Origin of the sequence: Streptomyces sp. NPDC020489 (assembly GCF_044386545.1) — a bacterium.
Lineage (GTDB): Bacteria > Actinomycetota > Actinomycetes > Streptomycetales > Streptomycetaceae > Streptomyces.
Window position 1 is genome coordinate 226,781 of record NZ_JBIRUZ010000007.1, and the last position, 19,021, is coordinate 245,801.

Annotated in this window: 18 protein-coding genes; 7 read left to right on the top strand and 11 right to left on the bottom strand. The window is 72.9% G+C overall.

Features of this window, described 5'->3' with window-relative positions:
- Nucleotides 1–3: 3 nt before the first annotated feature.
- The 6 genes from ACH41F_RS20755 to pdhA all read right to left on the bottom strand — a co-directional run bounded on the left by ACH41F_RS20755 (nucleotide 4) and on the right by pdhA (nucleotide 7,509).
- A complete protein-coding gene (locus ACH41F_RS20755) occupies nucleotides 4–1,101 on the bottom strand; it encodes an NAD-binding protein (RefSeq protein ID WP_391233375.1) in 1,098 nt (365 codons plus the stop codon).
- Nucleotides 1,098–2,513 carry a molybdopterin molybdotransferase MoeA gene (locus ACH41F_RS20760; protein ID WP_398836866.1) on the bottom strand — a complete coding sequence of 472 codons (1,416 nt, stop codon included), beginning with the start codon at nucleotides 2,511–2,513 and terminating at the stop codon, nucleotides 1,098–1,100. The genes ACH41F_RS20755 and ACH41F_RS20760 overlap by 4 nt, the downstream gene beginning before the upstream one ends.
- Nucleotides 2,510–3,562 carry an NTP transferase domain-containing protein gene (locus tag ACH41F_RS20765; RefSeq protein WP_391233379.1) on the bottom strand — a complete coding sequence of 351 codons (1,053 nt, stop codon included), beginning with the start codon at nucleotides 3,560–3,562 and terminating at the stop codon, nucleotides 2,510–2,512. Before ACH41F_RS20765 ends, ACH41F_RS20760 begins: the two co-directional genes overlap by 4 nt.
- A 439-nt stretch (nucleotides 3,563–4,001) precedes the next feature.
- Nucleotides 4,002–5,378: a 2-oxo acid dehydrogenase subunit E2 gene (locus tag ACH41F_RS20770; RefSeq protein WP_391233381.1), complete on the bottom strand. Its 1,377-nt coding sequence runs from the start codon at nucleotides 5,376–5,378 to the stop codon at nucleotides 4,002–4,004.
- On the bottom strand, nucleotides 5,378–6,382 hold the full coding sequence (locus ACH41F_RS20775; RefSeq protein WP_391233383.1) for a transketolase C-terminal domain-containing protein: 1,005 nt from the start codon (nucleotides 6,380–6,382) through the stop codon (nucleotides 5,378–5,380). Before ACH41F_RS20775 ends, ACH41F_RS20770 begins: the two co-directional genes overlap by 1 nt.
- Entirely contained in the window at nucleotides 6,379–7,509 is a 1,131-nt protein-coding gene (gene pdhA, locus ACH41F_RS20780; RefSeq protein WP_391233385.1) for a pyruvate dehydrogenase (acetyl-transferring) E1 component subunit alpha, read from the bottom strand. Before pdhA ends, ACH41F_RS20775 begins: the two co-directional genes overlap by 4 nt.
- A 190-nt stretch (nucleotides 7,510–7,699) precedes the next feature.
- Here pdhA and ACH41F_RS20785 point away from each other — a divergent pair, with 190 nt between their 5' ends.
- Nucleotides 7,700–8,185 carry an Lrp/AsnC family transcriptional regulator gene (locus ACH41F_RS20785; RefSeq protein WP_398837046.1) on the top strand — a complete coding sequence of 162 codons (486 nt, stop codon included), beginning with the start codon at nucleotides 7,700–7,702 and terminating at the stop codon, nucleotides 8,183–8,185.
- A gap of 85 nt (nucleotides 8,186–8,270) precedes the next feature.
- Here the strand turns inward: ACH41F_RS20785 and ACH41F_RS20790 are convergent, their stop codons facing one another.
- Entirely contained in the window at nucleotides 8,271–8,870 is a 600-nt protein-coding gene (locus ACH41F_RS20790) for a TetR family transcriptional regulator (protein ID WP_391233387.1), read from the bottom strand.
- A complete protein-coding gene (locus ACH41F_RS20795) occupies nucleotides 8,867–10,384 on the bottom strand; it encodes a 3-hydroxyacyl-CoA dehydrogenase (RefSeq protein WP_391233389.1) in 1,518 nt (505 codons plus the stop codon). Before ACH41F_RS20795 ends, ACH41F_RS20790 begins: the two co-directional genes overlap by 4 nt.
- A 159-nt stretch (nucleotides 10,385–10,543) precedes the next feature.
- Here ACH41F_RS20795 and paaN point away from each other — a divergent pair, with 159 nt between their 5' ends.
- A complete protein-coding gene (gene paaN / locus ACH41F_RS20800) occupies nucleotides 10,544–12,238 on the top strand; it encodes a phenylacetic acid degradation protein PaaN (protein WP_391233391.1) in 1,695 nt (564 codons plus the stop codon).
- Here paaN and ACH41F_RS20805 read toward each other — a convergent pair.
- The 3 genes from ACH41F_RS20805 to ACH41F_RS20815 are packed head-to-tail and all read right to left on the bottom strand — an operon-like array spanning nucleotide 12,235 to nucleotide 15,109.
- Nucleotides 12,235–13,059, bottom strand: a complete 825-nt coding sequence (locus tag ACH41F_RS20805; protein ID WP_391233394.1) for a TrmH family RNA methyltransferase — start codon at nucleotides 13,057–13,059, stop codon at nucleotides 12,235–12,237. The genes paaN and ACH41F_RS20805 overlap by 4 nt on opposite strands.
- Nucleotides 13,056–14,273, bottom strand: a complete 1,218-nt coding sequence (locus ACH41F_RS20810; protein ID WP_391233396.1) for an HTTM domain-containing protein — start codon at nucleotides 14,271–14,273, stop codon at nucleotides 13,056–13,058. The genes ACH41F_RS20805 and ACH41F_RS20810 overlap by 4 nt, the downstream gene beginning before the upstream one ends.
- Nucleotides 14,270–15,109 (bottom strand): DUF5819 family protein, encoded by an 840-nt coding sequence (locus ACH41F_RS20815; RefSeq protein ID WP_391233398.1) that lies wholly within the window; start codon nucleotides 15,107–15,109, stop codon nucleotides 14,270–14,272. Before ACH41F_RS20815 ends, ACH41F_RS20810 begins: the two co-directional genes overlap by 4 nt.
- A gap of 234 nt (nucleotides 15,110–15,343) precedes the next feature.
- On the opposite strand from ACH41F_RS20815, the gene paaA reads away from it, so the two are divergent.
- From paaA to ACH41F_RS20840, 5 genes are read left to right on the top strand one after another with little or no spacing between them, the layout of a single operon-like run.
- Nucleotides 15,344–16,339 (top strand): 1,2-phenylacetyl-CoA epoxidase subunit PaaA, encoded by a 996-nt coding sequence (paaA, locus tag ACH41F_RS20820; protein WP_391233400.1) that lies wholly within the window; start codon nucleotides 15,344–15,346, stop codon nucleotides 16,337–16,339.
- On the top strand, nucleotides 16,336–16,623 hold the full coding sequence (paaB, locus tag ACH41F_RS20825; RefSeq protein ID WP_391233402.1) for a 1,2-phenylacetyl-CoA epoxidase subunit PaaB: 288 nt from the start codon (nucleotides 16,336–16,338) through the stop codon (nucleotides 16,621–16,623). The genes paaA and paaB overlap by 4 nt, the downstream gene beginning before the upstream one ends.
- Complete coding sequence (paaC, locus tag ACH41F_RS20830; protein WP_398836871.1) at nucleotides 16,620–17,342, top strand: 1,2-phenylacetyl-CoA epoxidase subunit PaaC; 723 nt, start codon at nucleotides 16,620–16,622, stop codon at nucleotides 17,340–17,342. Before paaB ends, paaC begins: the two co-directional genes overlap by 4 nt.
- The gene (gene paaD / locus ACH41F_RS20835; RefSeq protein WP_391233406.1) at nucleotides 17,336–17,863 is read left to right on the top strand and encodes a 1,2-phenylacetyl-CoA epoxidase subunit PaaD; all 528 of its coding nucleotides are present in this window, start codon (nucleotides 17,336–17,338) and stop codon (nucleotides 17,861–17,863) included. Before paaC ends, paaD begins: the two co-directional genes overlap by 7 nt.
- Complete coding sequence (locus tag ACH41F_RS20840; RefSeq protein WP_391233408.1) at nucleotides 17,863–18,921, top strand: 2Fe-2S iron-sulfur cluster-binding protein; 1,059 nt, start codon at nucleotides 17,863–17,865, stop codon at nucleotides 18,919–18,921. Before paaD ends, ACH41F_RS20840 begins: the two co-directional genes overlap by 1 nt.
- The last annotated feature ends 100 nt before the right edge of the window (nucleotides 18,922–19,021 follow it).

Sequence of the window (19,021 nt, forward strand, 5' to 3'; positions counted from 1 at the left end):
CGCTCAGTCCTGCGGCAGCGGGCGCACGTCGGGCGCGATCTGCGAGCCCGGCGTCGCCCGCACGATGGTGATCAGCCGGTCCGTCAACTCCAGTGATCCGACGGCCGGATCGTCGTAGCCGAGCACCCGGTGTCCGCGGACGATGCTCACCACCAGGTCCTCCGTGTCCCGCGGCCTCCTGCCCACCTCGGCCTTTATGACCGGCCGTTCGACGATGTCGAGCCCGCTGCCCTGCTGGATGAGGTCCTCCATCACCATGCCGGCGGCGGGACTCAGCACCGACAGTCCGAGGAGCCGGCCGGCCGCGCTGGCACTCGTGATGACCGCGTCCGCGCCGGACTGCTTCAGCAGCGGCGCGTTCTCCTCCTCACGCACCGCGGCCACGATCTTGGCGCTCTTGTTGAGCTGCCGGGCCGTCAGCGTCACCAGGACCGCCGTGTCGTCGCGCTGCGTCGCGATGATGATCTTCCGGGCCTTGTGCACCTCGGCCCGCTTGAGCACCTCGCTGCGCGTGGCGTCCCCGACGATCCCCGCGTACCCCTCGGCCGTGGCCGCGTCGATCACCTTGGAGCTGGGGTCGACCACCACGACCTGCTCCTTCTTCAGCCCCGTCGCACACACGGTCTGGATGGCCGAACGCCCCTTCGTGCCGAACCCGATGACGACGGTGTGCTCGCGCAAGGCGGACCTCCAGCGGTTCAGGCGCCATTCCTCCCGGGTGCGTTCGGTGAGGACCTCGAGCGTGGTGCCGACCAGGATGATCAGGAACAGCACTCGCATGGGCGTGATGACGAAGATGTTGATGAACCGGGCGGCGTCGCTGACCGGGGTGATGTCGCCGTAGCCGGTGGTCGAAAGGGTGACGGTCGCGTAGTAGAACGCGTCGAGAAGGTCGACCGAACCGTCGGAGTTGTCGTTGTAGCCACGGCGATCGGCATAGACGATCAGCGCGGTGCCGACCAGCAGCATCAGCGCCATGATGACCCGCCTGGCCACCTGCCGGAACGGGTGCTCCACGACCTTCCGCGGGAGTTTCACCCGATGGGTCACGAGATGTTCGTCCGCCTGACGGGCGATCGCGTCATGGCCCGGAAGTTTCACGTGAAACACACCTCGATTCCCGCCGACGCCCAGGGCAGGTCGAGCAGTTCGAGCTCCTGACCGGCCCGGGCGCCACCGGGGGGTACGACCGCCAGCGCGTCCGCCGCCGCGATCCCGCGCAGCATCGCCGGGCCGTTGTAGCGCAGCGGGAGGGCACTGTCACCGCGCAGGGCGACGGGGATGAGCCGGGTGTCGTACGGATGCCCGTGCGCTTCCTCCCGCAGGGGGAGGGTGTACGGCTCCAGGGCGGGGCGGGCCGCGAGCGTCCGCAGCAGCGGTTCGGCGAGCGTCAGCAGACCGGAGACGGCGGCGAGGGGGTTGCCCGGCAGTCCGACGAGGTGCTGGTTGTCCTTGACGCGGGCCAGCAGCATGGGGTGGCCGGGGCGCACCTTGACGCCGTTGACGAGGAGTTCGGCACCGATCCGCTTCAGGGTGGGGTGGACATGGTCGACGGGGCCCGCCGCCGTGCCGCCGGTGGTGACGATCAGGTCGGCGTCGGAGGCGGTGATCGCCTTGTGCAGGGCCTGGGCATCGTCCCCGAGCCGCCGGACGGCGATCACCTCGGCGCCCAGTGCGCGCAGCCAGGGCGGCAGCATCGGGCCGAGCGCGTCACGGATGAGCCCGTCGTGCGGGCGGCCCTCGGTGAGCAACTCGTCACCGAGGACGAGGACGTCCACGCGGGGCCGGGGGACCGCGGTGAGCGTGTCGTACCCGGCGGCCGCGGCGAGCCCGAGGGCGGCCGGGGTCACGAGGGTGCCGACGGGCAGGAGCTGGTCACCGCTGCGGCACTCTTGCCCCCGGGGGCGGATGTCCTGGCCGTGCCTGGTCTCGCGGGTGGCGTGCAGCCGGCCCTGGGTGTCCGTACGGCCGTGCTCACTGCGCAGGACCGCGGTGGTGTCCAGGGGGATCCTGGCGCCGGTGGCGATCCGCACGGCCTCACCGTCACTGAGCGGCCGCGGTTCCGCGTGCCCGGCCAGCACACCCTCCTCCCGGACGTCCCAGGGACCCGGCCCGGCGACCGCCCAGCCGTCCATCGCGGAGGTGTCGAAGGAGGGCAGGTCGGTGAGGGCGGTGAGAGGGGCGGCCAGGGTGAGGCCGAGGGCGGCGTCCAGGGGGACGGAGACGGGGGCCCGGCGCGCCCCGCCGCGGGCGGCACGTCCGGCGAGGTCGCGGGCCTCGGGCCAGGCGGTCGCCTGGTGGTCGGCAGCGGGTCGGGGGGCGCCGGGGGGTGGGGCGGGCGCGCGGTCGGCGGGTGCGTGGTTGGCGGAGGCGCGGTCGGCGGAGGCGCGGCCGTTGTCGCCGTTCACGAGGGCGAGCACCTCCTCTACGTCCAGATCCTCGGCGCCCCTGGCGATCCTGACGTCCCTGGCGTCCTCGGCGTCCTTGGCGTCCGCACCGGTCCGGGGGGTCATCCGGCGTCCGTACCGGGCTTGGCGCCGGGGACGTCCGGGGCCTCGGGGGCGACGGGGGCGGCGGCAGCCTCGGGGGCGGCGGGGGCGTCCGGTGCGGACTCCTCGGACCAGCCGAGCGCGAGGGCGGCCGCCCTGCGGGCGAGTTCGGCCACCTGCTCCGGACCTCCCCCGGCCTGTGCGGCCGCGTAACCGACAAGGAACGTGGTCAGCGGGGCCGCCGGCCTGGCCACGTTGTGGGCGGCGTCGCGCGCGAGGTCGAGCAAGGCGCCGGTGTCGACGTCGAGATCGATGCCCAGCTCGTCCTTGACTGCGGAAATCCATTCATCCAACACGTGCCCATGCTCCCTGATACGTGCCCTGGCGGTGGCGATGTCGTCCCAGGTGTCGCAGTCGAAGGACGCGACGGGGTCCGGGACCCGAGTGAGGTGCAGGCTTGCGGTGAGGCGACGGAGGGGGAGGCCGGAGAGACCTGTGTGATCGGGGACCCTGGCCGGAGAGGCGGCGGATGTGGGATCCGTTCCGACGACCGCGTGGCGGCCCGATTCGGGGGCGGGGGTTTCTGGGGTGGTGCGTGCCGTGGCCTGGTCGGCCGGTGCCGCGGCCTGCCCGGCGGTGAGCGCGGCCAGCTCGCGGCGCAGGGCGGACGCACGGTACGCCGCCACGAGCGGCTGGTCGCGGCCCTCGGCATCGGCGAGCAGCGCCCCTTCGGCGCCGGTCGTGCGCAGGGCGGTCAGCAGGTGCCGGACGGTGTCCGCCGCGAGGAAGGGCAGGTCGGCGGAGAGTACGACGACGTCCGGTGCCGTGGTGTGGTCGAGCCCGGCGCCCAGCGCGGCCAACGGACCACCGCCGGGCGGGTCCTCACGCGCCCAGGTCACGGGGCGCGCGGTGGGCCGGGGGTCGGCGACGACGACGGTCGTCCGGGCGTCGGCACAGGCCGCCAGCACCCGGTCCAGCAGCGCCCGGCCGCCCACCCGCACCCCGGGTTTGTCCGCACCGCCGAGCCGCCGGGCGGCCCCCCCGGCGAGCACGACGACGTCGTAAGCGGTCACCCCCCGAGTATGCGTGCCGTGGCGATCACAGGGAACGCAGGGGAGGGGGTGCGATCAGAGGGCGAGGCCACGCGGGGCGGCCGTGCGCTCAGAGCGCCCGAATCGCCCGACCGGACAGGCCCTTCACCCGAGTCCGACCCGTTGGCGGGGCCAGGACCTTGCCGGAGCCAGGACCTTGCCGGGGCCCGGCATCCGGCCCATCCCCGGAGACCGGCCCTTCCCCGGGCCAACCGTCGGCCCCGCCCGTACCCCCGGGGGACCGGCCCCTCTAACGGACCCTGACCACCCGCTCTCCCGGCAGCGGACCAGCGCCGAAACCCGCCCCACGCACCCGCACCCGCCCCCGCGCCGAAGCCCTTCCCCTCGATTCACCGGAACCGGAACCGGAACCGGAACCGGTACCGGACCCGGCCGCGCATGCCCAGGGTCCGGTCCGCTCTCACAGCGTCCGCAGCAGCACCGCCGGCTGTTCCACGCAGTCCGCCACGTACCGCAGGAAGCCACCCGCCGTACCACCGTCGCAGACCCGGTGGTCGAAGGTGAGCGACAGCTGGACCACCTGCCGCACCGCCAGCTCGCCCTCGTGCACCCACGGCTTGGGGATGATGCGGCCGACGCCGAGCATCGCGGCCTCGGGGTGGTTGATGATCGGCGTGGAGCCGTCGACGCCGAAAACCCCGTAGTTGTTCAGCGTGAAGGTCCCCCCGGTGAGGTCACCCGGCGTCAGGCTCCCGGTGCGGGCCGCCTCGGTCAGCCGCGCGAACTCCGCGGTCAGCGCCTCGGCGTCACGCGCGTGCGCGTCCCGGACCACCGGCACCACGAGCCCCCGCTCGGTCTGCGCGGCGAACCCGATGTGCACCTGGTCGAACTGGACGACCTCCCTGGCCGCCAGGTCCACCGTGGAGTTGAGCTCGGGGAAGCGGGCGAGGGCGGCCGTGCAGATACGGGCCAGAAGGGCGAGCAGGGAGATCTTCGGACCGCCGGCCGCGTTCATCGCGGTCCGCGCGCGCATGAGCTCCGTCGCGTCGGCGTCCACCCAGCAGGTCGCGTCGGGAATCTCGCGCCGGCTGCGCGAGAGCTTGTCGGCGACGGCACCGCGGATGCCCTTGAGGGGGGTCCGCACACCCCCGGCGGCCACGGCGGCGGCGGTCTCGGTGACGGCCGGCACGGGTGTGGTGCGCTCCTGGGCGGCGGCCGCGCGCAGCGCGTACTCGACGTCGGCCCGCAGGATCAGCCCGTCCGGCCCTGATCCGGTCAGCTCCCGCAGATCGAGGCCGTTCTCGCGGGCCAGCCTGCGCACCAGGGGCGAGATCACGGGGACCGGCCCCTCCACGATCTCGCGGACCACGGACCGCCCGTTCGCAGCGGGTGCCGGGGCCTCGGGGGACGCGGAGGGCGCCGCGGGCTTCCCCTGCGCCGGGCGCACCCTGCGCCGCCGCGCGGGCGCCTCGGACGTGCCGTACCCCACCAGGACGTTCCCGGAGCCCTCGCTCTTCCCTACGGCGCCTTCAGCGGAACCGGCGGCACCTTCAGCGGAGGCCGCACCCCCCGCGGACCCGCTCGCGACCGGCGCCCCGACCGCCACCGTGATCAACGGCGCCCCCACGGGCAGTTCCGTGCCCTCCTCGCCGTACCGGGCCGTGACGACACCGCCGTAGGGACACGGCACCTCGACCATCGCCTTGGCCGTCTCGACCTCGACGACCGGCTGGTCCACGGCGACCACGTCGCCGACCTCCACCAGCCAGCGCACGATCTCCGCCTCGGTGAGCCCCTCCCCGAGGTCGGGGAGCTTGAACTCCAGCACCTGTGCCATCAGCCCTCGGCCTCCCACTGAAGTCGCCCCACGGCGTCCAGGATCCGGTCCACGCCGGGCAGGTGGTGACGCTCCAGCATCGGCGGCGGGTAGGGGATGTCGAACCCGGCCACGCGCAGCACCGGCGCCTCCAGGTGATGGAAGCAGCGCTCCGTGACACGGGCCGCGATCTCCCCGCCCGGCCCGCCGAACCCGCCCGACTCGTGCACGACGACCGCGCGCCCGGTCCGTCGTACCGACGCGCAGACCGTCTCGTCGTCGAACGGCACCAGCGAGCGCAGGTCGACGACCTCGAGGTCCCAGCCCTCCGCCTGCGCCGCCTCGGCGGCTTCGAGGCAGACGGGTACGGACGGCCCGTACGTGATGAGGGTGGCGCTCCGCCCCGAGCGGCGCACCACCGCACGGCCGATCGGCTCCACGTCGGTGGGGTGCTCCGGGTTCCAGGAGTCCTTCGACCAGTACAGCCGCTTGGGTTCGAGGAACACCACCGGGTCGTCGGAGGCGATGGAGGCGCGCAGCAGGCCGTACGCGTCGGCGACGGTCGCGGGCGTGACGACATGGAGGCCCGGGGTCGCCATGTAGTACGCCTCGGAGGAGTCGCTGTGGTGCTCGACGCCGCCGATGCCGCCGCCGTAGGGGACGCGGACGGTGATCGGCAGCGGCATCGCGCCGCGCGTGCGGTTGCGCATCCGCGCGACATGGCTGATGAGCTGCTCGAACGCGGGGTAGGCGAACGCGTCGAACTGCATCTCCACGACCGGCCGCAGTCCGTACATCGCCATGCCGACCGCGGTGCCGAGGATGCCTGCCTCGGCGAGCGGGGTGTCGGTGCAGCGGTCCTCGCCGAACTCCTTGGCGAGGCCGTCGGTGACGCGGAAGACGCCGCCGAGGGTGCCGACGTCCTCGCCCATGACGTGCACGGTCGGGTCGGCGGCCATCGCGTCGCGCATCGCGCGCGTGAGGGCCTGCGCCATGGTGGCGGGCTTCACCGCGACGGTGGTCATGGAGTCTCCCCCTCGGCTTCGAGCTCCGCCTGCAACTGGGCCCGCTGCTCGCGCAGTTGCTCGGTCTGCTCGGCGTAGACGTGGTCGAACAGGTCCATCGGGTCGAGCGCCGGGTCCTGGTTCATGTGCGCGCGCAGGTCGGCGGCCATGGCCTCGGCGGCGTCCCGGGCGGCCTGGATGCCGTCCTCGTCGAGGAGCCCGCGCGCGGTGAGCTCGTGCTCCAGGAGCGTGATCGGGTCGTGCTGCCGCCAGGTCTCGACCTCCGCGTCACCGCGGTAGCGGGTCGCGTCGTCGGCGTTGGTGTGGGCCTCGACGCGGTAGGTGATGGCCTCGACCAGGGTGGGACCACCGCCCTCACGGGCGCGTCGTACGGCGTCGGCGAGGACCTCGTGCACGGCGGCCGCGTCGTTGCCGTCGACCAGGCGGCCCGGCATCCCGTAGCCGACGGCCTTGTGGGCCAGCGACGGTGCCGCGGTCTGCTTGGCGAGCGGGACGGAGATCGCGAAGCCGTTGTTCTGAACCAGGAAGACCACCGGCGCCTGCCACACCGCGGCGAAGTTCAGTGCCTCGTGGAAGTCGCCCTCGCTGGTGCCGCCGTCGCCGACCATGGCGAGCGCGACCACGTCGTCGCCCTTGAGGCGGGCGGCGTGCGCGAGGCCCACGGCGTGCGGGAGCTGGGTGGCGAGCGGGGTGCACAGGGGGGCCACGCGGTGCTCGCGCGGGTCGTACCCGGTGTGCCAGTCCCCGCGCAGCAGGGTCAGCGCCTGGACGGGATCCAGGCCCCGGGCGACGGCGGCGAGGGTGTCGCGGTAGCTGGGGAAGAGCCAGTCGCGCTCCTCGAGCACCAGCGCGGCGGCAATCTCGCACGCCTCCTGGCCGGTGCTGGAGGGGTAGACGGCGAGCCGGCCCTGCTTGGTCAGTGCGGTGGCCTGCGCGTTGTACCGACGGCCGCGCACCAGTTCGGCGTAGAGGCGGCGCAGCAGGCCGGGGTCGGCCTTGCCCGCGGCCTCCGTGCCGAGGACGCGGTACGGCTCCGCGTCGGGCAGCAGCGGCGCGGGGTCGGTACGGGGCTGCCAGGCGGGCGGCGGCGATGGCCGGTACGCGCCCCGCTGCTCCATGACCGTCATGACGGCACCTCCTCGTGGGAGCGGCTTCCGACGCGTCACGGGTTGTGATGCGCCTCACCTACCGATTGTTCGGTCGTCGGCACATTTTGGCTACAGGCACCCTCAGGCTGTGGACAAACGGTTCTGCACAGCCTGCAATGAACGCAGTACGTCCATGGTAGGGAGGCGGGGGGACATGGCACCTGAACAAATGGCCGAAAGCCGGGAGGGCGGCACCCCTCTGCCGCCACCGCGCCCGCTCGACGCCATCGATCAGGACATCCTGCAGATGCTCCAGGTGGACGGCCGCGCGTCGATACGGTCCGTCGCCGAACGCGTCCACGTCTCCCGGGCGAACGCCTACGCCCGCATCAACCGTCTCATCGAGGACGGCGTCATCCGCGGTTTCGGCGCCCGCGTCAACCACGAACGCGCGGGTCAGGGCACCTCGGCGTACATCACCCTGAAGATCGTCCAGAACTCCTGGCGCACCGTCCGCGAGCAGCTCAGACAGCTCCCCGGCGCCTCCCACATCGCCCTGGTGGGCGGTGACTTCGACGTGCTGCTCCTGGTCCACACCCCGGACAACCGGTCCCTGCGCGAACTGGTCCTCACCCGCCTCCAGGCGATCCCGGAGGTCCTCAGCTCCCGCACCCTGCTGGTGTTCGAGGAGGAGGACGTGAAGCCGCAGGGGTGAAGGGGCCCCGAGGGGGCGACGGCCGAGCGGACCGGCGGCACCGGCGGGAGCCGAACGGGAGCCGGCGGGCCGCAGGGGCCGGACCTCAGTCGGCCGGACCCTTCCTGCGCAAGCCCGAGAACACCAACTGCGCCACCGCGTCCGCCACCTCGCGCTCGCTCATCCCGCGCGCGTCCGGCCGGTACCACTCCACGATCGAGTTGATCATCCCGAAGACCAGCCGGGTCGCGAGCCGCACCTCCACGTCCCCGCGCACGTCCCCCTCGGCGGCCGCCGCCTTCAGCAGCTCGGCTACCCGGTGGTCGAAGTCGCGGCGCCGTTCCAGGGCCCAGCGCTCGGTGCCGGTGTTGCCGCGCACCCGCAGCAGCAGGGTGACGTAGGGCAGCTCGGCGATGAGGACCTCGACCATGCGGCGCACGACGTACTCCAGGCGCCCGGCGGCGTTCCCCACGCGCGCGTGCTCCTCGTCGAGGATGCCGAAGAGGCCGTCGAGGGCACGGCTGACGGCCCGGCGCAGCAGTTCCTCCTTGCCCGTCACATGGTGGTAGATCGAGGACTTGGAGATGCCGGCCGCCTTGGACAGGTGCTCCATGGACGTGCCGTCGTAGCCGCGCTCGATGAAGACCTGGACGGCGACGGACAGCAGCGTCTCGGGGGTGTACGTGTCGCGCTTGGCGGTGGTCATGAGGTGCTGCCCTCCCTCTTGTCGGTGGCGTACGCGTGGCGGTACAGCGCGAGGGAGGGCGCGTACCGCCCGGAGGGGTCGCGCAGGTGGAGATCGTCGAGGAGCGAGTAGGCCCAGTTGCGGCCGAGCTTGCGGCTCCACTCGAAGGGCCCCAGCGGGTAGTTGACGCCGAGCCGCATCGCGGTGTCGACGTCCTCCTCCGTGGCCACGCCCTTGGCGACCGCGTCGTGCGCGAGGTCGATGATCCGGGCGACCGTGCGGGCGACGATCATGCCGGGCACGTCGCCGATGACGCTGACGTCCTTGCCGAGCGCCTGGAAGAGGCCGATCGCCTCGCTGAGGGTCTGCGGGGCGGTGTCCTGGGAGGCGGACAGGGCGATCCGGGTCGCGCGCCGGTAGTCGAGCGCGAGGTCGAAGTAGACGACGTCACGGAACTCCACCGAGGTCTGGCCGTCGGCGAGCGCCAGCTGGCCGCCGCTCGGCAGCACCAGCCGGGTGCCGTGGTCCTCGTCGTCCTCGCGCACCGGGATGCCCGCCTCGCGGATCAGGGCGAGCAGCTCGGAGGCGGGGCCCAGGTCGCCCTCGGTGACGACGTACGCGGGCGCCTGCGCCGGTTCCGCGGTGTGCGGCTCGGCGGCCTCGGCGTCGGGGCCGTGGTCGTACCAGCCGTGTCCGCTCTTGCGGCCGAGGCGGCCCGACTCCACCAGCCGCCGCTGGGCGAGCGAGGGCGCGAAGCGGACGTCCTGGAAGAAGGACTGCCAGACCGAGTGCGTCACGGACTCGTTGACGTCCTGCCCGATCAGGTCGGTGAGTTCGAAGGCGCCCATCTTGAAGCCACCGGACTCGCGCAGCACCGCGTCGATGGTCGCGGGGTCGGCGCCCTGGGCCTCGTAGACCGCGAACGCCTCGGCGTAGAAGGGGCGGGCGATGCGGTTGACGATGAAACCGGGGGTGTCGGCGCAGGCGACCGGGGTCTTGCCCCAGGCGCGTGCCGTCTCGTACGCGCGCGTGGCCGAGGTGACGTCGCTGGCGAACCCGGAGACGACCTCGACCAGCGGCAGCAGCGGGGCGGGGTTGAAGAAGTGCAGGCCCACGAAGCGGCCCGGGTTGCGCAGGGCGCCGCCGATGGCGGTCACCGACAGCGAGGAGGTGTTGGTGGCGAGGAGACAGTCCTCGTCCACGACGTCCTCCAGCTCCCGGAACAGCTCCTGCTTGACGTCCAGCCGCTCCAGGACGGCCTCGACCACCAGGGCGCAGTCCGCGAGGTCGGCGAGGCTCTCGGCGGCCGTCAGACGCGCGCGCGCCGCGTCCCGGTCGGCGCGGGTGAGGCGGTCCTTCTCGACGAGCCGGTCGAGCCGGGCGCCGATCGCGTCGGCCGCGTCCCGGGCCCGCCCGGGGACGGCGTCGTAGAGCCGTACGGGGTGCCCGGCGACCAGAGCGACCTGGGCGATGCCCTGACCCATGGTGCCGGTGCCGACGACGGCCACGGGGCTGCTGAGGTCGAGTGCTGTCATGTGCGCGATCCTCCCGCACGGGGTTTTCCACAGATGCGGCGGACCCCCTTGTCCCGACCGATCGTTCGGTTACTCTAACTCCGACTGCCTGTTTCTGCCCATGTTTCGCCCAGGTCATGAGCTCGACGAAGAGTTCACAAGACGAGGAGTTGGTCCCGCATGGCCGCCGCCGAACTGACCGCACACGAGCTGATCGCCCAGCACCGGCCCACCCTCGACCAGGCGCTGGAAGCGATCCGTACGCGCGCGTACTGGTCGCCGCACCCGGAGCACCCGAAGGCCTACGGCGAGAACGGCAGCCTGGACGCGGCCGCGGGCAAGGCGGCCTTCGACGCCCTGCTGGGCACCCGCCTCGACCTCGGCCAGCCCGGCACGGACGGCTGGGTGGGCGGCGAGACGTCGCCGTACGGCATCGAACTGGGCGTCGAGTACCCGCACGCGGACGTCGACGTGCTCCTGCCCGCCATGAAGGCGGGCCAGAAGGCCTGGCGGGACGCGGGCGCGGAGATGCGCGCGGTGGTCTGCCTGGAGATCCTCAAGCGGATCAGCGACCGGACCCACGAGTTCGCGCACGCGGTCATGCACACCTCCGGCCAGGCCTTCATGATGGCGTTCCAGGCCGGCGGCCCGCACGCGCAGGACCGCGGCCTGGAGGCGGTGGCGTACGCGTACGTGGAGCAGGCCCGCACCCCCGACACCGCGGAGTGGACCAAGCCGCAGGGCAAGCGCGACCCGCTGGCGCTCACCAAGCAGTTCACGCCCGTCCCGCGCGGGATCGGCCTGGTCATCGGCTGCAACACCTTCCCGACCTGGAACGGCTACCCGGGCCTGTTCGCCTCCCTGGCCACCGGCAACGCCGTCCTGGTCAAGCCCCACCCGCGCGCGGCGCTGCCGCTCGCGCTCACCGTCCAGGTGGCGCGCGAGGTCCTCGGCCAGGCCGGCTTCGACCCCAACCTGGTCGCGCTGGCCGCCGAGCGCCCGGGCGAGGGCATCGCCAAGACCCTCGCCACCCGCCCGGAGATCCGGATCATCGACTACACCGGCTCCACGGAGTTCGGTGACTGGCTCGAGGCCAACGCCCGCCAGGCGCAGGTCTACACCGAGAAGGCCGGCGTCAACACGGTGCTCGTGGACTCGACGTCGAACTACAAGGGCATGCTCTCCAACCTGGCCTTCTCGCTGTCGCTGTACAGCGGCCAGATGTGCACGACCCCGCAGAACCTCCTGATCCCCCGTGACGGCATCCGCACCGAGGACGGCCCCCGCACCTTCGACGAGGTCGTCACCGACCTCGCCCGCTCGGTCGACGGCCTGCTCGGCGACGACGCGCGCGCGAACGCCCTGCTCGGCGCGATCGTCAACCCGGACGTCAAGGCCCGCCTGGAGGCCGCCTCCGGGCTCGGCGAAGTCGCCCTCGCGTCCCGGGAGATCGCCAACCCGGAGTTCCCGGACGCGGTCGTGCGCACCCCGGTCATCGTCAAGCTCGACGGGGCCAAGCCGGACGCCGAGGCCGCCTACATGAGCGAGTGCTTCGGCCCGGTCTCCTTCGCGGTCGCCGTCGACTCCTCGGCCGACGCCGTGGAGCTGCTGCGGCGCACCATCCGTGAGAAGGGCGCGATGACCGTCGGCGCGTACACCACCGACGAGGACGTCGAGCGCCTGGTGCAGGAGGCCTGCCTGGAGGAGGCGGCCCAGTTGTCGCTGAACCTCACGGGCGGGGTGTACGTCAACCAGACGGCCGCCTTCTCCGACTTCCACGGCTCGGGCGGCAACCCGGCGGCGAACGCCGCGCTGTGCGACGGGGCGTTCGTGGCGAACCGCTTCCGGGTGGTCGAGGTACGCCGGGAGTCCTAGGAGCGAGGGCCGGCCCCGAGCGGGCCGGCCCGACGCACGGTGGCCGTCCCAGAGGCCGCCCGTGGCGCAGGGCGGCCGCCCTGGAAGCCCGTCGCGCTCCAGTGGTACAGCGTCATCGCCACGCTCGTGGCGAGGTTGTAGCTGGAGACCTGGGGGCGCATCGGCAGGGACAGCAGATGGTCGGCCCGCGCGCGCAGGTCGGCGGAGAGCCCGCTGCGTTCCGACCCGAAGGCGAGGACGGCGTCGTCCGGGAGCTCGACGGCCCGGATGTCGTCGCCCTCCGCGTCGAAGGCGAACACCGGACCCGGCGGCAGCTCGTCGACGGACAGCCGCTCCACGGCGGTCGCGAAGTGCAGTCCGGCCCCGCCGCGCACGACCGTCGGGTGCCAGGGGTCGAGCGTGCCGGTGGTGACCACACCGGTCGCCCCGAAGCCCGCCGCCAGCCGGATCACGGCCCCGGCGTTGCCGAGGTTGCGCGGCTGGTCCAGGACGACGACCGGGGCGGTGCGCGGCATCCGGGCCAGCCGCTCCAGATGGTCCGCGCGGGAGGGCCGTACGGCCAGCGCGGCGACCGCGGTCGGGTGCGGGCGCGGCACCAGCGAGGCGTACGTCGGCTCCGGGACCTGCCTCAGCAGCGCGTCCAGGGCCGCGGTGACGTCCGGGGCGAGTTCGGCGGCCAGGGCGAGGGCGGCGGCCCGGTCGGTGGTGACCGCGACCGGGATCTCGGCCCCGAAGCGCACCGCGTGCTTGAGGGCGTGGAAGCCGTCGAGCAGGACGCAGCGGTCGGCGAGCCGGTGCCACGGTCCGGCGGGGTCGTTCATGCGGTGAAGCCTACGTGCGTCTCCTCGGCGCTCTCGGCTGCGCGCGGCTCCGGGACCGGCACCCGGTCCCCCCGCCCCCGCCTGAGGCGGCCACGCACGCGTGCGGCTCGTTCGCCGAGGCGGCGCAGGAACGGCGTCGGCAGGAAGACCGCGTCGGCGGCGATCATGGCCAGCGAGAAGAAGGGCAGCCCGAGCACGACCGCGATCACCGCGTGCTCGGTCATCATGACCGCCAGCAGGACGTTCTTGACCCGCCGGTTGAACAGGGCGAACGGGAAGGCGACCTGGACGAGGACCGTCCCGTAGGTCACCAGCAGCACCATGGTGGCGCCGGCGGACAGCGCGTCGGCGAGCGCGGGCCACGGCGAGAAGTAGTCCAGGTGCAGGGGGTAGTAGACGGCGGTGCCGTCCTGCCAGCGCGAGCCCTGGATCTTGTACCAGCCGGCCGTCGCGTAGATCAGACAGGCCTCGGCCATGATCACCAGCAGCGCGCCGTTGTGCACGATGTCGGTGATCACGTCGAGCAGGATCCGCGGCTGGTCCGAGCGCGCGAACCGCCCCACCGCCCACCGCACGCCGAGGGCCGACCACACGCCCCACAGCAGCGCGGGGACGAACACATCGCCCTCCAGCAGCCGGCCCGAGCCCGTCACCGCGACGAGCGCCAGGCCGAGCACGACCCACAGCACGGGCCCGGTCCGGTCCGTGACCCACTCCCCACGCGCGCGTGCCTCCCGCTCGCGCCGCTGCCTGCGGGCGTCCAGCGACCAGACCTGGCCGCAGCGCGTGAAGACGAGGTACACGCACATCAGGTGCAGGACGTTGTCGCCCCCGTCGCCCATGAAGATGGAGCGGTTCTGCAACGAGAGCACGCCGACCATGAAGAGCACCGACAGCGTCCGGGTCCGCCAGCCCAGCAGCAGCAGGGCACTGGACAGGACGGCGAGAGCGTAGACGATCTCGAACCACACCCGGCCGTCGGACCACATCAGCGCCGTGAAGGCGCCGTTGCCCGCGATCAGCTGCTCGGCGAGGTCCCAGCTCCACGGTCCGTCGGGCCCGTACAGCTCGTGGCGGTGCGGCAGCTCGCGCAACAGGAACAGCAGCCAGGTGGCGCTGAAGCCGATCCGGACCACGGCGCTCTGGTACGGGCCGAGCGCCGAACCGGTGACCCGGGCGATACCGGTCGACAGGGACAGGGCCAAGCGGTTCACCGGCCACCTCCGGGCAGGTCGGCCGGCGTGACCGACCACCAGGGCAGTTCGCGGTGGACCGGCTTGTCGGAGACCTGCTCCTGGCTCCATCTCGGCGGCGGCACGTTGGTGGTGCTGGAGCGCACCTGCACCCGCTCGACGCTGCCGTCGGACCCGGCGGCGCCGTCCCGGTCCAGCCGCATCATCACGATGCGGCGCAGATACGTCTCGGACAGGGCGCCGCGCAGCCCCACGGGGCGGTTGTCGGAGCCGTGGGTGGCGACGAAGAAGTCCCACGCGCGGCGCAGCTCGTTCTGCTGGGTGTGGCTGGGCAGCGGATTGCCGTCGATGGCCCGGCCGTCCTCGGCGGACAGGTCGTACCACCCGGTGGTGCGCACCGTGCCGTCCGCGGCAAGCACCTGGGCGCGCACCTGGACGGCGATGTTCTGCTGCAACGGGTTCGGCGCGAACAGCTTCCAGTTCTGCTCGAACTCCGGGTAGATCCAGTCGTCGATGGCCCGGCCGTGCTGCTTGGTGACCGCGTTGGCCGGCGCGACGTGCAGGAACGTCATGCCGAGATGGACGCAGACGGTGACCGCCACGATCGCCAGCGCGAGCGCGGCCACGATCTGATAGCCCAGCGAGAGCGCGGCCACCCCGGTGCGGGGTTCGGCGCCGGGGTCGTGGGGCGGCCGCGGGGGAGTCGGGGTCGAGAGGCGCTCGTACGACGGTGGAACCGCGCCGGTCGGTGGCTCGGGCGCTGGCAGGCCGGAGCGCGACCCGGCGCCGCCCTCCGGCGCCGCCGGTCCGTCGGCCGGCCCCTGCCGACCGCCCGAACCTGTGTCGTTCGCGTCCATTCCGCCCCGTTTCCCGATGTCCCGGCCGCTGCGCCGGCCGCGGGTGCCACCCCGCCCGCACGCGTCTTGCGGCGTTCGCACGGGAACGGTACTCACGCCCTCCCCGCCGCACACCCCGTCGGCGGGTTATCCACAGCGGTTGACACCTTACGGCGCCCGGCACACCATGGGATCGACGAACCGAACGATCGGTCGGGAGCCTGCTCCGGCAGGGCACAGGGTCGAGGGGGCCACATGGCAACAGCAGCACAGGCGTACGACCGCCAGGACGCCGTCGACCAGGACGCCCACGAGCGCGCCTTCGACGCCGCCGTCGCCGCCGACGAGCGCATCGAGCCACGGGACTGGATGCCGGACGCCTACCGCGCGACCCTGGTCCGCCAGATCGCCCAGCACGCCCACTCCGAGATCATCGGCATGCAGCCCGAGGCGAACTGGATCACCCGCGCGCCCTCGTTGCGCCGCAAGGCCATCCTCATGGCCAAGGTCCAGGACGAGGCGGGGCACGGCCTGTATCTCTACAGCGCCGCCGAGACCCTCGGCACCGGCCGCGACGAGCTGCTCGACAAGCTGCACTCCGGCCGCCAGAAGTACTCCTCGATCTTCAACTACCCCACCCTCACCTGGGCCGACGTCGGCGCGATCGGCTGGTTGGTGGACGGCGCCGCCATCACCAACCAGGTCCCCCTGTGCCGCTGCTCCTACGGCCCGTACGCGCGCGCCATGGTCCGCATCTGCAAGGAGGAGTCCTTCCACCAGCGCCAGGGCTACGAGCTGCTGCTGGCCCTGAGCCGGGGCACCCCCGCCCAGCACGCGATGGCCCAGGACGCCGTGGACCGCTGGTGGTGGCCCTCGCTGATGATGTTCGGCCCGCCCGACGACGAGTCCTCGCACTCCGCGCAGTCGATGGCCTGGAAGATCAAGCGGCACTCCAACGACGAGCTGCGCCAGCGCTTCGTCGACATCTGCGTCCCCCAGGCCGAGTCCCTGGGCCTCACCCTCCCCGACCCGGACCTGAAGTGGAACGAGGAACGGGGTCACCACGACTTCGGCCCGATCGACTGGACCGAGTTCTGGAACGTGCTCAAGGGCAACGGACCCTGCAACGAACAGCGGATCACCCAGCGCAGGCGCGCCCACGAGGAGGGCGCCTGGGTCCGCGAGGCCGCCGCGGCCTACGCCTCCAAGCACAGCGGCAAGCACACCGAGACGGGAGCGGCACACGCATGACGAACTCCGACTGGCCTCTGTGGGAGGTCTTCGTACGCTCCCGCCGCGGTCTCTCGCACACCCACGCCGGCAGCCTGCACGCGCCGGACGCGGAGCTCGCCCTGCGCAACGCGCGTGACCTGTACACCCGCCGCGGCGAGGGCATCTCGATCTGGGTCGTCCCGTCCGCCGCGATCACGGCCTCCTCGCCGGACGAGAAGGACCCGTTCTTCGAGCCGTCCGCCGACAAGCCCTACCGCCATCCGACGTTCTACGAGATCCCGGACGGGGTGAAGCACCTGTGAGCGTCGACCTGACCACGAACGCCGCCGCCCTGGCCCTCGGCGACGACGCCCTGGTGCTCTCCCACCGCCTCGGCGAATGGGCCGGCCACGCGCCCGTGCTGGAGGAGGAGGTCGCCCTCGCCAACATCGCCCTCGACCTGCTGGGCCAGGCCCGCGTCCTGCTGTCGATGGCCGGCGACGAGGACGAACTGGCATATCTGCGCGAGGAGCGCGCCTTCCGCAACCTCCAGCTCGTGGAGCAGCCCAACGGCGACTTCGCCCACACCATCGCCCGCCAGCTGTACTTCTCCACCTACCAGCACCTCCTGCACGCCGAACTGGCCGCGGGGGACGGCCCGTTCGCGCCGCTCGCCGCGAAGGCCGTCAAGGAGGTCGCCTACCACCGCGACCACGCCGAGCAGTGGACCCTGCGGCTCGGCGACGGCACCGACCTCAGCCGGGAGCGGATGCGGGCGGCCTGCGAGGCGCTGTGGCGGTTCACCGGCGAGATGTTCCGGCCGGTGGAGGGCGTCGACGTCGACTGGGCCGCGCTCGAGACGGCGTGGCTGGAGTCCGTCACGGACGTCCTGGGCCGGGCCTGCCTGACCGTCCCCGAAGGCCCCCGCACGGGCGCGTGGGCGGCCGGCGCGGGTCGCGAGGGCCTGCACACCGAGTCCTTCGGGCGGATGCTCGCCGAGATGCAGCACCTGCACCGCAGCCACCCGGGGGCGTCATGGTGACCGTGACCCCGCTGGAGGCGGAGCTCCTGGAGGTGGCGGGCTCGGTCCCCGACCCCGAACTGCCCGTGCTCACCCTGCGGGAGCTGGGAGTCGTCCGCGCGGTGCGCGTGCACGGCGCGGACACGGGCGAGACCGCCGCCGAGGTCGAACTGACCCCGACGTACACCGGCTGCCCGGCGATCGAGGCCATGTCCGTGGACATCGAGCGGGTGCTGCACGCGCACGGCGTCCGCGAGGTCACCGTCCGCACGGTACTGAGCCCCGCCTGGTCGACGGACGACATCTCGGCCGAAGGGCGCCGCAAGCTGCGGGAGTTCGGCATCGCGCCCCCGCGCGCGCAGCAGGCGGCGGGACCGGTGGCCGTGGCCCTGGGCCCCACCCGGACGCTCGACCCCGTCCGCTGCCCGCACTGCGACTCCGCCGACACCGAACTGCTCAGCCGTTTCTCCTCCACGGCCTGCAAGGCGCTGCGGCGCTGTCTCGCCTGCCGTGAACCGTTCGACCACTTCAAGGAGTTGTGATGGCCCGCTTCCACGCGCTCCCGGTGGCGGCGGTCGACCGGCTCACCGACGACTCCGTGGCGCTCACCTTCGCCGTGCCGCCGGCCCTGCGCGAGGCGTACCGGTTCGCGCCCGGTCAGCACCTCGCCCTGCGCCGCGCGGCCGACGGCGAGGAGATCCGCCGCACCTACTCGATCTGCTCCCCGGCGCCCGACGGCGCAGCACCGAGCGAACTACGGGTCGGCGTACGGCTGGTCGAGGGCGGCTCCTTCTCGACGTACGCGCTCAAGGAGATCGCCGTCGGCGACGAGCTGGAGGTGATGACCCCGGCCGGCCGTTTCACGCTGACGCCCGCGCCCGGGCTGTACGCGGCGATCGTCGGCGGCAGCGGCATCACCCCGGTGCTGTCGATCGTGTCGACCCTCCTGGCGCGCGAACCGCGGGCCCGGTTCTGCCTGATCCGCAGCGACCGTACGGCCGCCTCGACGATGTTCCTGGACGAGGTCGCCGACCTGAAGGACCGCTACCCCGAGCGCCTCCAGCTGGTGACGGTCCTGTCCAGGGAGGAGCAGCAGGCGGGGCTGCCGTCCGGGCGGCTCGACCAGGAGCGGCTGACCGGACTGCTGCCGGCGCTGCTGCCGGTGCCGGACGTGGCGGGCTGGTTCCTGTGCGGCCCGTACGGGCTGGTGCAGGGCGCGGAGCGCACCCTGCGGGAGCTCGGCGTCCCCCGGGCCCGGGTCCATGAGGAGATCTTCCACGTGGACGAGGGAGCGGCTCCGGCCTCCAGGCCCCCCGCGCCCGCGCACAGCACGGTGACCGCCCGTCTGGACGGCCGCGGTGGCACCTGGCCGGTCCAGGACGGTGAGTCCCTCCTGGACACCGTCCTGCGCAACCGCCCCGACGCGCCCTACGCCTGCAAGGGCGGTGTGTGCGGCACCTGCCGGGCCTTCCTGGTCTCGGGCGAGGTCCGCATGGACCGCAACTTCGCGCTGGAGCCGGAGGAGACGGACGCGGGGTACGTACTGGCCTGCCAGTCCCATCCGGCGACGGAGCGGGTGGAGCTGGACTTCGACCGGTGACCACGAGGAGCGGGGCGCACGCGCCCCGTTCCCTTCTTCTAGAACCTGTTCTATCTTGACGGTCCGTCAGATCGGCTCCCCGGCCGGTCTGCCGACCCGT

Coding starts and splice junctions, on each gene's coding strand:
- ACH41F_RS20840 (WP_391233408.1), top strand. CDS start 17,863: ATGGCCCGCTTCCACGCGCTCCCGGTGGCGGCGGTCGACCGGCTCACC.
- paaN (WP_391233391.1), top strand. CDS start 10,544: ATGGCCGCCGCCGAACTGACCGCACACGAGCTGATCGCCCAGCACCGG.
- paaA (WP_391233400.1), top strand. CDS start 15,344: ATGGCAACAGCAGCACAGGCGTACGACCGCCAGGACGCCGTCGACCAG.
- paaB (WP_391233402.1), top strand. CDS start 16,336: ATGACGAACTCCGACTGGCCTCTGTGGGAGGTCTTCGTACGCTCCCGC.
- ACH41F_RS20775 (WP_391233383.1), bottom strand. CDS start 6,382: ATGACCACCGTCGCGGTGAAGCCCGCCACCATGGCGCAGGCCCTCACG.
- ACH41F_RS20760 (WP_398836866.1), bottom strand. CDS start 2,513: ATGACCCCCCGGACCGGTGCGGACGCCAAGGACGCCGAGGACGCCAGG.
- ACH41F_RS20815 (WP_391233398.1), bottom strand. CDS start 15,109: ATGGACGCGAACGACACAGGTTCGGGCGGTCGGCAGGGGCCGGCCGAC.
- ACH41F_RS20805 (WP_391233394.1), bottom strand. CDS start 13,059: ATGAACGACCCCGCCGGACCGTGGCACCGGCTCGCCGACCGCTGCGTC.
- pdhA (WP_391233385.1), bottom strand. CDS start 7,509: ATGACGGTCATGGAGCAGCGGGGCGCGTACCGGCCATCGCCGCCGCCC.
- ACH41F_RS20795 (WP_391233389.1), bottom strand. CDS start 10,384: ATGACAGCACTCGACCTCAGCAGCCCCGTGGCCGTCGTCGGCACCGGC.
- ACH41F_RS20790 (WP_391233387.1), bottom strand. CDS start 8,870: ATGACCACCGCCAAGCGCGACACGTACACCCCCGAGACGCTGCTGTCC.
- ACH41F_RS20785 (WP_398837046.1), top strand. CDS start 7,700: ATGGCCGAAAGCCGGGAGGGCGGCACCCCTCTGCCGCCACCGCGCCCG.
- paaD (WP_391233406.1), top strand. CDS start 17,336: ATGGTGACCGTGACCCCGCTGGAGGCGGAGCTCCTGGAGGTGGCGGGC.
- ACH41F_RS20770 (WP_391233381.1), bottom strand. CDS start 5,378: ATGGCACAGGTGCTGGAGTTCAAGCTCCCCGACCTCGGGGAGGGGCTC.